Origin of the sequence: Methylobacterium sp. GC_Met_2, assembly GCF_026540795.1 — a bacterium.
Taxonomy (GTDB): Bacteria; Pseudomonadota; Alphaproteobacteria; order Rhizobiales; family Beijerinckiaceae; genus Methylobacterium.
Map to the genome: position 1 here is coordinate 1 of NZ_JALNUM010000164.1, position 10,686 is coordinate 10,686.

Sequence of the window (10,686 nt, forward strand, 5' to 3'; positions counted from 1 at the left end):
AGCGTTCAGCTGCGCGATGGTAACCGTCGGCTCGCCTGGGGTGCCCTCGGCGCGTGCCACGACACCCAATGGTACCTTGGCACGTCCGGCTAATCTCGCAGGTGACCAGCCGATGGAGATCCGTGCGGCGAGAAGCTGGGGCCCAGTGATCATCTTCCTCGCTCCTCGCGCCGGACAGTGATCGCCTCGGCATAGGGCAGGTTCAGTATCCACTGCCCGCGAGGCCAGTTGGGATGACGTAGGTCGGGTCAGTGGAACGGTTCACCTAGCGGTCACTGAGCATCCCCCTACCCACGGCGAATTGGATGACCGCAGCCTCCGTCATGACGAAATCACCCATCTGCCAGTGCTGAAAGCCGTACTTGTCCAGATAGGGCGCCACTATGAGTCCGTCTGTACGTAGGGCTGCTACAGCCTCCAAGATGCCAGCAGGGCGGACGGGTTTGGACCTACTCGCCCGACGTCGCAGCCAAACGAAGATCCGCAAGCGCATGGCGGTGACCTTGACCGGCTGCGAGCCTCTAGCGACCGACGAGCGAGCTCCAGACTGCCAGGGCTGTGACTCGCCTCTGGAATAAAATGCACCTCAAACTCCGCCAGAGGAAGACGACGGTGCGATGTCGCCGTTAAAGGGCCAAACCCAGTCAGCCCGGCTCGCCGAGGTGGGCAACTTTGTACGCCTTGCACGCTACCGGCAACTTGTTCTGCGACATCGTCCAGAACCACGGGCGGCAGATGGCAAAGGCGGATGGGGTGGCGTGACCCTAGGCAGCAGAGCGGCGCGCAGACGACTCCGAGCCCGTCGGCGATGGTTCGGACGACCGCCTCGCGCGTGATGGCGCCGGACTTGACCGTGCTGCTCAGTCCTTCTCCAGATTGAACGGGTAATCGGGGTCAAGCCGAGGATCGTCCGGCGGGAGAACGGCGCGCATGGCCTCGCGGACCATGAATTGGATGCTGTTGCGGATGCCGGTGTTGTCTTGATTGCGCGGGATGTCGGCTAGCTTCGCGATCCGATGCATGCAGGCGAGCGAGGCGTCGTCGAGATCGGGAAGGCGCTCGGTTCTGCGCTCCTCCAAATTGGGGCTCGTCATGGCTGGGCTCCGGGATTGGCGAAGAAATCAGGCTCGGGTCACCCAGGCGGCGCAGGCCTCCAGCATCAGCAACGACAACTGGCAGAGTTCGGTCCGCACCGACACCACGCACATGCACGGCGACGTGATCGTCAACAGTAGCGCTTCGGACTCGGCAGGTCTGATCAGTGACCTGAAGCAGAGCCTGAAGGGCCGGGCCTTCGCGATGGCTGCCAACAGCGGGCAGGCATGAGAATGGTTCAGCGAATTGGCTCTAGGTCGATGATAGAACCGCCAAAACCGAGGAAATCGTCTTCATCGAGCGTCCCTAGCTCAACGTCTTCGCGCGGCTGCTTGAGCGGCATGAGGACGGACAGCATCCCCAGGCACAAGGTGCCGGCTGTAAGGGCGGCTAATAGCGCGAAGGTCATGGAGAACACCGGGACTGAACTCGATGCCGGTAGGGTGAACCGGTAAGCTTAAGGTCCCGTGTCGCTTGGTTGGCCCGAGGCGGGCCTACGCAATGGCGAGCAACAACGGGCAGGCGTGACCCGAAAACCTTTTCCGCGACATCGTGCAGAACCACGAGCGGAGGGTGACGAAGGCGGATGGAGGGTGAACGGAAGCCGCCGGCGAGCTTGCGGGTCGGCTTACATCGACTGCTCACGGTCGAGCCCGACTTGTGGCCCTGGGCGCGTCGCACTCTCGATGATCGCGTCCCAGGACTTGTCCTTCGCCCTCAGGAACTCAATTGATGGGCCGTGCTCGTTGCCGTAGACCCTGATCGTCCGCTCCCGGATGCGGCTTTGGTACGGCTCAGGCGTCAACGCCTTGAACTGTGTCGATAACCGCAGGCGCTCCGCATGGATGGCGCGGGCGATGGTCTCAGAGGACGCACTGTCCTGGCGCATCTGGACAACGCGCTCCTCAAGGAGACGGACGGCCTGTTCGTAGCTCAATCGTAGGTCCATGGCCTCGTGTAACGCATCCCGCCGCGGTGCCGAGTCGCGGGTAGACAAGGGCTGTGAACTGATAGCGAGCTTCGGCGCTTCCTCGTGAGCCAGCGCGCTCCTGCGGAGCCGCGGCAAGGAGGAATTCTATGCGTACGATGTTTCTCGCAGCGCTGGCCGGTGTAGGTCTCGCAAGCCTGACCCTCCCGGCCGCGGCCGTGCCCGCCGGCCCCGCAGCGGTTATCACTTCCTCATCCGACATGCTTACCACCGTGAGGATGAGGCACCATCATATGCGGCGGCGGATGATGTCTCGGACGCAGCGACGGTATCCAGGTGCAAGCTTCGCCCGGAATAAGACACCGGGCGCACCGGCAGGTAGCAGCGGCGGCAATGGAGCGACCGGCAGCTATGCTGCGCCCAGCGGGAAGTAACTTTCGTCTCTCAGATCAATTAGCCCGCCCGATCTGTCATCGCGGCGGCCTTTCCTGTGTTCGCGACTCTGGTACGATCGCCGCAGTCGCCTGGCGTAACGCACCGGGAGGCCTCTAACTTTCGCCCGCCCGGTTCACCGGTGCGGGCTTTTCTTTGCTTCGGCCGTCCTGGATATCTTCACGCTGCATGATCGGCATATGCAAGACGAAACGGACGGTCAGGCCGCTTCTTCCTGCTGTATAACAACGGGCGCTGCCTCGAAATGCACATGCGTGATGATCAAGCGCATGGCCTGGACTAATCCGTCAGCTTGTTCGCAAGTTGTCCCGGGCCTGAGATCGAACGCGAAAGGCTTCATCGTCTCAGTTGCAGCTTCGCCAGGTAGACCACGCTGCTCAAGCATGATGTAGGGGTTGCCGTTCTGATATTCTTTGACGCGGAAGCTCAACTGGACAAGCTGGGTCATCGTTCGCCCTCCGTAGTTTGCTCAAGGTGCAATTGGGTCATTCGACCCTTAACAAAAGCTTAAATCAGTTTGGATGGTCAAGATTGAAACTGAGTTCGCCCAGTTCGTTGCGGCGGGTTTTAAGTCGATGCAGTTAGCAGCCGGACCGGCAGGACGCAGATCGCACCAGGATGTCGTTGTCGCCGATCGTCATCACGCTGATGATCTGCTCACCGCGCTTCCAAAGCATCAGGCAGGCTGACGAGCCAAACGGCGCGCAGCTCTCGGCCTCAGGATAGGTCTGGCAGGTGCTCTCGCGCTGATCGCATGATCTGTTCGATGCTGGTACCGGCTGCCAGCCCAGGCTCAGAAGCGAAACTCGGGCATCTGTGTAGAGAGTGTTGGGTTTGAACTTCGGCAGCGGATCGGCCGCCTGCGCCCCACCGGCAGCGACAACGAGAGCGAGGACTTCGCGTATGGCGGAAGGATAACCGAGCGCGGCTGCCAGACAACTCGCTCGCGAACGTCGTGCAGTGCAGCTGCGCGCAGGTGCGGCGGGCGATTGAGACCTTCTGGAACCACGCGTGCGGCCGCGCGTATATCAGGTCTCGATACCCCAGCGAGACAACCTTCAGCCCCGCCGGCTCAGCCGCGCGGGGTTTTCTGTCTCGGCATCGTGACGTCACGCGCGCCCTGGCTGCGATATGAAGCACCGATTGGATCCCCCAAGATTCGATGCCCCAACTTCAGCCCGCTCGGTTCGCCGCGGCGGGCTTTTTCTATGGCCGCGATGGAACAGTAAGACACACGCCGCTTTGTTGCTCCGCCTCTCCCTTATCTGGGAATTAGGACTTACGTCGGAGCGATTGATGCACGTCGAAGCCGTCTGCGCCCTCGGAATTCTAGCCGGCCTCGTCGAGTTCGCATGCCTTTGTTACGAGGCCCCGGAAGTTGGTGACGAGTGACCTACGCGGCGACGTTGTAGAGCATCTCAATCGGACCGGCTCACACGCTGGCAACGTCAGCCTTCGATTGGCGTCGTCGAAAAAGGTCCGAAACGCTGCTGCAACTCGGCCCGCCCGGCATCAGTGATCCAGTACTCGACGGCTTTCTTCCCGGGATCTGTTCGCCCGGTTGCTGCCACCAGACCGAGCACTTCAAGGCGCCGCATGTAGGCGGTCACCTGGTAGAAACGGGGACCGGTCTGAGCAAGGGTCTGAAGGCGATACATGCTGGTAGGCGGGAGCCTGAACATCAGCGCTGCACCGCCTCGATGTCGTCCTCGTATATCGAGTCCGGCTGGCAGGCGTGCCAGTCTTTCTTCCCTTCGGCCTGCCCCTTGCGGCCATAGCAGTAGCCGGCCTGGGCGAGACGGCCGCTCAACCGGTCATGAAGCCTGCACTGCTCATGGGTGACCGCCGGGTCCCCGGCGGCCTCACAGGCCAGCGATGCCTTCAGCTCGGCGGTCAGCAGCTCGGGAACGGTCGGAAGCTGTTGCTGAGCCTGCGCTCCACCGGCGGAGACGATGAGAGCGAGGGCAGCCACGGATCTGCGCATAGGGACAGGATAGCGGCTAGGATCACAGTGTCGAGAGTGAAGCTGATTGTCCAAACCGCCCTGAGCCGGCTTGTCGCGAAAGCGGCCTGTGCTCGACTCCCACCTAATCGTCCGTTATTCGCCCCGCCTTTTCTGCAGTTCATCCGTGCCAACCTGGGTCACCATATCGTGGCCGGCTGACGTCAAGAACCACAGCGTTCGGCGGCCCTTCAGTCCTGCGTCCCGCCGCGTCACCAAGCCCGCAGCCTGAAGCACCGGCATCACGCTCGAATAGGCATTCCCGGGCAGCCCCTGCGGGTTGTCGGCAAAAGCGCGCAAGGCCTTGTGTCGACCCTGGGCGACCGAAGGCGTGATCGATGGCATGTGCAATTCCAGGTGGGATTTGCGGCGACAGGACCGCGCTCCTAGTTCAAATAGAGCGCGCGACCGCGGTGATCAGAATTACCGGGCTACGCCCCACCGGCAGCGACGACGAGAGCGAGGGCGGCGAGGGCTGTGCGTATGAGTGCAGGATAGCCGGGCTCTCGACTTCGGCAAAGCATTCTGACTCTTAGTGCAGCGCAGCGGCGCGCAGATGCGGCGGGCGGATTGAGAGGGCGGGGAACTGCCTGGCCGCTCGCGGATCTTCGTAGCATTCCCCCGACGAGACCACCTTTAGCCCGCCCGGCCCAGTGCCTGGGCGGGCCTTTTGCTCCATTTGAAGACGGCAGCGGTTTAATCACAGCACCGTTGCCGTCAATTGGCGGCGCTGACGAGCGTCGAGCGCCGCTTAGAATTGACTTTAAGCGGCTTACGACCCCTGAATGCGCCACCTAAGAACGGCGCGAGGCATCGGATGGCGCTCTCCTCAGAAGCTCGGAAACTTCAGAATAAGTGGCGCACCGGCACAGGATGGCCCAAGCGTTTAGAATGGTTGGAGATACTTGGGATCCGGGGCTGGACGGGGCAGCGAGTCGACTTGAACTATCCAGTCGTGGCTGTCGTGGGGGAGAATGGCTCTGGCAAAAGTACAGTACTTCAAGCAGTAGCGGCCTCTTACCGAGCAAGCGACAAGAAGAAGGAGCGATACGCTTCTGATTTCTTCCCTGATACACCCTTTGAAAAAATTCGCGCTGCTGCGATTCGCTTTTCCTATCGGGAGGGAGGTGTCTCCCAAGTTCGCGCCGTTAGAAAGCCTACCGATCGCTGGAGAGGAAATCCGCAACGTCCGGAAAGGCGCGTAGAATACATCGACCTCAGTCGCATTCAGCCTGTGAGCGCACGGGTGGGCTATCCAAAACTCATCAAGGCGGGAGTTACTGAAGGTGCGCACATCCCTTTCGACTCAGACAAGCTGGAACGACTGACAAACATTATTGGGAAAAAATACGTGACTGCTGGCCTTTCGGTAACTAGCGCCGATGATAAGCGGAAGATCCCGGTTTTAGAAATTGGCGGAAATAGATATTCTGGCTTTCACCAGGGAGTAGGTGAAATTGCCGTAGCTGAGTTGCTCGCGCCCGATTATCCAAAGTATGGCGTTGTGTTGATAGATGAAGTCGAAACCTCGCTTCATCCTAGAGCTCAACGACGACTGATAAGAGACCTTTGTCGTATTGCGAGGGATAAAGAGCTTCAGATCGTTCTGACAACTCATTCGCCTTATGTGCTTGGCGAGCTCCCTCCGGAAGGTCGCATCTACCTTATGGAAGGTGTAGGCGGAAAAAGCGTCGTAACAGGCGTCAGCCCTGATTTCGCTATGACTAGAATGGATGAGGAACAGCATCCGGAGTGTGATATTTACGTTGAAGATGTGAGAGCTGCTGCATTAGTCGGAGAGATGATTGTAGCGAGCGATCGAGATCTCCTATCTCGGGCAAAAATCATACCTTACGGAAGCGCCTCGGTAGGAAATGCTCTTGGACTTATGGCGAGCCAAAAGCGCTTTCCAAGACCTTCTATTGTTTACTTAGATGGCGACCAAGCGCCATCAACTGGCTGCGTAGTCATACCGGGAGATGACGCGCCGGAACGTGTGATTTTTCATGATCTACAAGATAAAGGTTGGCCCAATATTTCCTCGCGCATCGGGCGCGGATCATCGGAAACTATTGATGCTCTTGAGAAAGCTATGACGCTGTCTGATCACCATGATTGGGTCAACGAGGCCGCGGATCGCCTTTTTATTGGCGGAACTATTTTATGGCAGGCACTATGTGCTGCATGGGCTACTAATTCTGCTTCTGAAAAAAGTCTTGGTACCGTTGTCAATCCAGTGCGTGAGGCACTGGAAGCGGCAGCTTGAAATTTTATCTCGCCGCGCTCCGTAACCCCCAAGCAGATATGGGTGTAGGCTTCTTCAGCCGCACCCCGGGCCCTTCGCCGTTCTCGTCGATGAAGATGACGCCGGCGGCTTCAAGGGCGGATGGCGCTACTCGGCAGCCTCACGCCCAACGTCATACCTGCTGACTAAGTCGCGAGCGGTTGCGAGGAGCGCCTTGCGGTCATCCCGATCGCGGATCGCTGTCCAGAGGCGCAACAATTCGGCTGTCTCAGCTACGCGGGAGGCGGCCGGCACGTCGGAAGTAAAGCTTGCAGCCGGCACGCCGAGAGCGTCGGCGACGCGCTGCAGCGCATCTGGTTTCGAATGAGCCGCTGACTCGACGTCTTTCGGCATGCTCATGCACTCCTCAGCTTCGCAACCGGCAACGGTTAATTCGCACCTGAGTTGCGAGCTATATGATCATGCGCAACCGTGCCATGCAGCATTCAACCGCATGCCCCCCCATCTAAAACTACAGGTTGTGCAACAGTTTCGGTCCTGAGATAGAGGGACAATAGAATTACGGACTGCGAAACAAATGACCGAGGATCAGGGGCCGGAGGCTATGGTCGATGCCTGCATCGCCGCTTTCGAGGCGGTTAAGAAGCACGGCACGAGCGAGATGCTGTTAGTCGCTCGCATCCTGCTCCAAATGGCCGGTGAGCAGATTGCACAGGATCTTCAGAGTCCCATCACTCAAGCGGTCAACGAGAACAGTGCTTAGCTAAAGCCACGCTTAAGGATCCTCGCCCTTAAGTGTCCTTCCACCAGATCGGGAATGACTTCAGCTTAGTACCGCGACCACACCACCGGCAAAGAGTCCGACTACCAAAACCGTGAGCTGGGGGTGTTCACAGACAAGACCGTTGAGGATGTTCACCGCTCCCGCCAACACTGCGAGGACAGGGAGCGCCATCGCGAGCAGCGGCGTCCTCACCTCAGCTAGCCCCTCGCCTTCGACCAATTGGTGCGGAGCATTAGTTCGCCCCCTCCGGATCCTCGCTGTGCCGCACTTAGCCCTGGCCGGCACGCGAGCAGCTCAAAGCGCATCCAGCAGCCAAGCCGCCGCCATCATCGCGACCCCGCCGCATACCAGCGCCGTCGCGATATAGAGATGGAAGCGGTCATAAAGGGCGATCGGCATTGGGGGCATCTCAGCGTAGCGAGGCCCTTGATGCCCCTGGACTGCCTCCATCGGCCAGTGCGAAATTTTAGCAGCCAGTCAATTCAGTATTTGCGTGATCCACAGGTCACAGCGGGTTGGGCTCAACCCCTGCCGTAGCTCACCAGTCCGCCCAGAATGACGGCCGCGACGAAGGCGATCGCGACGACCGCGGCAATGAGAATGGCCCGCATTTCACCGCCTGTGGTCGCTGACGGACCTCATCCTCACTTCAGGTAGCCCTTCGCTTTCAGGTGCTCCGAAACAGCTTCCCGAATGGCCTCAGGTCGGCTGGGCTTCGGCTCCGGACGATCGGCGATCCATGCATCCAGACTGTCGAGCTGACCCGGTGGGACCCGAACTGTGATCGGAGTGGCATCGACGCGAGGGCGGCCGCCTTTGTTTTTGCCGGTTTCTGACATTGAAAACCTCTCGTAGGTTGATAATGTCAGAAACTGCCGGGCCGAACAAGAGGTGGTGCTCTTGCTCGGCCCTGACCACATCCGTCCTCTGGAGACGATCATGGCTACCCATCACGGTACAGCACCGGCATGCGCCGGTGAACGTTCCCGTTCGTTCTCACGGCCTTGTGCCGCCATTCCGGACTTCAGCCAGCCCGTTCCAATCCGTCGTCCGGTTGTCATCGGCACGGTTCGGGAACACCCAGGCGTCCACCGCTACGGCTCCCTGCCACACGAGCCATTGCCCGGTGCTATCGAACCCTGGGAGGCTGTCGCTCCGGTTCGACCTGATACTCCGCACAGCCGCGCGCTTCGGTTCCTCGATGCCGCCGGCGAGCTGCTGACCGCCATCGCCATCATCGCCGGAGGTGTCTTCGCCTACGGTTTCATGCCTTGCGCATGGAGGCTGTGATGGCAAAGCCAACTCAGAGGAAGGTGCAGTCCCCTCAGCGTGCATCTCTGCGTGAGCGCGCTGCCGACGTCGAGGCATCGGCCGCCCGCGTTCTGAAGCGCTCTACCAAGGGACAAGAGGCTTCACCGCCAACTGCTTCAGCGCGCGCCGCCGAACTGCGCGATAACTGGCTGGCTGCGGTCGAGGCCGTGAATCAGCGCGGTCTGACTGACGAAACTGCTGATCGCCTCGGGACCATAGCATCGGCCGCGGAGCAGGCTGTCATCGATGCGCCGGCGCGTTCGATCGGTGATCTCGCGTGCAAGGTCGAGGTGCTGCGTACGAGCTTCGAGGTGAACTCGCTCGATAGCGGCCTGCCATATGCCGCCGTGCGGGCGATCTGCGATGGGATTGATGCGCTCGCAGCTGCCGAAGCATCAGAGCAGGCTGACCCGATCCTGCCAGCGATCGCCGCACATCGCACAGCCTTCACCGCCGCTAATTCGCAGCTGACGGACGAGCTGTCCGAACTGGCCTGCCAGCATGCGGATCAGGCTTACGGAGCGCTGGCCGCGACCACGCCGACCACAACGGCTGGCCTATGCGCCTTGGCCGCGCACCTGCGAGATTTCCTGCGGGATAGCAGGATCAATATCGGCAACACGTTCCAGGAGGAAGCGCTCACCATCCTTCTGGACACGGCCGACCGCTTCGCCAGGCAGCAGGGTAGCCCCGTTGCGCTCAAAGCCGGAGGCGAGACCGGATGGGCGATGACGCAGGCCTACGCGGTCGATCTCAGCAAGCTCGACATCCTGGCGCTGAGCAACCTCTGGGACGCCTACACTTCTGTTCGGGACCAATGGCAGGCCATCTCGGAGTTCGCCTACTGCATCGATCATTGCGAGGCAGGATCGCGCCGCCATACGCCGGCCGGCGCGCTGGCCGATGCCGAAGGCGAACGGACGGCATTTATCCGAGATCGAATTGCCGACGAGATGCGCTTGCGGAAGCCGCGGGTGGATTGGGAGCGCGACACTGCTCTGAGCCTGCGCATCAAGGACGAGCTCCTGTGCGAGGGGGCCATCCGCAATCGCGATCTCCTTATGGAAGCCGTGAAGGCCTGGGGCTGAGCATGAGCAACGTCGTTCCATTTCCCGCCAGCCGCCGAGTTCCGGCCAAGGCAATCCCACGTGAGGAATTCGAGCAACTCGCAGAGCTCGCGCTCGACGTCGTAGAGCGGATCGTGGCGCTTTTGGATGATCGGGACGAAGAGGCCGCATTCCCCACCGATGAATCAGTCCGAAAAGCTGACAGCCCTCGCTGCATCCAGATCCCGGCAGATCGTCTCGAAAAAGCTTTGGAGTGAGAAGCTGGTCACCATGGGTGCACATGCAGATCGCACCAGCTTATCAGTGGTTCCCAACGTCATAGCTCCAATACAATATCGCTGCTGTTACAGCCGCCTCCTGCTCAGCTGGGCGGAATTGAGCGCGATCCTCTCACTGGGACGAAGCTGTCGAACTTCAGCGAGAAGTCGCAGCTCGGGCTGGTATACTTCTTGGCGCAAACTGCATGGTTCAGAGTGCGAACAGGGAGCGCCGATCGCCGGAGCACGGCGAACCTCCGCGAATCATTCGCAGCGTCTGAGACGGCGAATGTGGCGAAGGCGCGCTCGGGCTCCTGAGGCGCCATGAACCCTCAGTCTGGAGCCCCGGGCTTCATCACCGCCCGGTCCGTTTCGGGGCTAGGCTTCATGCTGCGCTTAGGACGCGAAGCGGCCGACGGCATAGGGGGCCGGATCGATCGAGGCCGCGCGCTGTGCCAACAGCGCGGCGACCAGGCGCCCGCTCGGCGGGCCGGCGGTCATGCCGTAGTGGCCATGGCCGAACGCCAGGTGCAGGCCCGGCTGT

Annotated in this window: 14 protein-coding genes; 6 read left to right on the forward strand and 8 right to left on the reverse strand. The window is 60.7% G+C overall.

The annotated features are described in order from the left end of the window. Nucleotides 1-860: 860 nt before the first annotated feature. Nucleotides 861-1,094 (reverse strand): hypothetical protein, encoded by a 234-nt coding sequence (locus OXS49_RS30855; protein ID WP_267428403.1) that lies wholly within the window; start codon nt 1,092-1,094, stop codon nt 861-863. Between OXS49_RS30855 and OXS49_RS30860 the strand changes: the two genes are divergently transcribed. Then, nucleotides 1,093-1,326 (forward strand): hypothetical protein, encoded by a 234-nt coding sequence (locus OXS49_RS30860; protein WP_267428404.1) that lies wholly within the window; start codon nt 1,093-1,095, stop codon nt 1,324-1,326. The genes OXS49_RS30855 and OXS49_RS30860 overlap by 2 nt on opposite strands. 7 nt (nt 1,327-1,333) lie before the next feature. Here the strand turns inward: OXS49_RS30860 and OXS49_RS30865 are convergent, their stop codons facing one another. The 3 genes from OXS49_RS30865 to OXS49_RS30875 form a co-directional block, all read right to left on the reverse strand. Continuing rightward, entirely contained in the window at nt 1,334-1,504 is a 171-nt protein-coding gene (locus tag OXS49_RS30865; protein ID WP_267428405.1) for a hypothetical protein, read from the reverse strand. Between the two features lie 219 nt (nt 1,505-1,723). Next, a complete protein-coding gene (locus OXS49_RS30870) occupies nt 1,724-1,984 on the reverse strand; it encodes a cell wall-binding protein (RefSeq protein ID WP_267428406.1) in 261 nt (86 codons plus the stop codon). Between the two features lie 691 nt (nt 1,985-2,675). Beyond that, on the reverse strand, nt 2,676-2,924 hold the full coding sequence (locus OXS49_RS30875) for a hypothetical protein (protein ID WP_267428407.1): 249 nt from the start codon (nt 2,922-2,924) through the stop codon (nt 2,676-2,678). Between the two features lie 73 nt (nt 2,925-2,997). Here OXS49_RS30875 and OXS49_RS30880 point away from each other — a divergent pair, with 73 nt between their 5' ends. Next, nucleotides 2,998-3,165, forward strand: coding sequence for a hypothetical protein (locus OXS49_RS30880; protein WP_267428408.1), 168 nt, complete (start codon nt 2,998-3,000; stop codon nt 3,163-3,165). 759 nt (nt 3,166-3,924) lie between these two features. Here the strand turns inward: OXS49_RS30880 and OXS49_RS30885 are convergent. The 3 genes from OXS49_RS30885 to OXS49_RS30895 form a co-directional block, all read right to left on the reverse strand. Beyond that, the gene (locus OXS49_RS30885; RefSeq protein WP_267428409.1) at nt 3,925-4,086 is read right to left on the reverse strand and encodes a hypothetical protein; all 162 of its coding nucleotides are present in this window, start codon (nt 4,084-4,086) and stop codon (nt 3,925-3,927) included. A 71-nt stretch (nt 4,087-4,157) separates the two neighbouring features. Beyond that, a complete protein-coding gene (locus OXS49_RS30890) occupies nt 4,158-4,448 on the reverse strand; it encodes a hypothetical protein (RefSeq protein ID WP_267428410.1) in 291 nt (96 codons plus the stop codon). 126 nt (nt 4,449-4,574) lie between these two features. Continuing rightward, nucleotides 4,575-4,823: a hypothetical protein gene (locus OXS49_RS30895; RefSeq protein WP_267428411.1), complete on the reverse strand. Its 249-nt coding sequence runs from the start codon at nt 4,821-4,823 to the stop codon at nt 4,575-4,577. Nucleotides 4,824-5,295: 472 nt separating this feature from the next. Between OXS49_RS30895 and OXS49_RS30900 the strand changes: the two genes are divergently transcribed. Both OXS49_RS30900 and OXS49_RS30905 read left to right on the forward strand, forming a co-directional pair. Beyond that, entirely contained in the window at nt 5,296-6,744 is a 1,449-nt protein-coding gene (locus OXS49_RS30900; RefSeq protein ID WP_267428412.1) for an ATP-binding protein, read from the forward strand. 556 nt (nt 6,745-7,300) lie between these two features. Next, nucleotides 7,301-7,486, forward strand: coding sequence for a hypothetical protein (locus OXS49_RS30905; RefSeq protein WP_267428413.1), 186 nt, complete (start codon nt 7,301-7,303; stop codon nt 7,484-7,486). 665 nt (nt 7,487-8,151) lie between these two features. On the opposite strand, the gene OXS49_RS30910 is transcribed toward OXS49_RS30905, so the two are convergent. Further along, the gene (locus OXS49_RS30910; protein WP_244001943.1) at nt 8,152-8,346 is read right to left on the reverse strand and encodes a ribbon-helix-helix domain-containing protein; all 195 of its coding nucleotides are present in this window, start codon (nt 8,344-8,346) and stop codon (nt 8,152-8,154) included. A 450-nt stretch (nt 8,347-8,796) separates the two neighbouring features. On the opposite strand from OXS49_RS30910, the gene OXS49_RS30915 reads away from it, so the two are divergent. After that, complete coding sequence (locus tag OXS49_RS30915) at nt 8,797-9,906, forward strand: hypothetical protein (protein ID WP_267428414.1); 1,110 nt, start codon at nt 8,797-8,799, stop codon at nt 9,904-9,906. A 2-nt stretch (nt 9,907-9,908) separates the two neighbouring features. Next, the gene (locus OXS49_RS30920) at nt 9,909-10,142 is read left to right on the forward strand and encodes a hypothetical protein (protein ID WP_267428415.1); all 234 of its coding nucleotides are present in this window, start codon (nt 9,909-9,911) and stop codon (nt 10,140-10,142) included. Nucleotides 10,143-10,686: the final 544 nt, after the last annotated feature.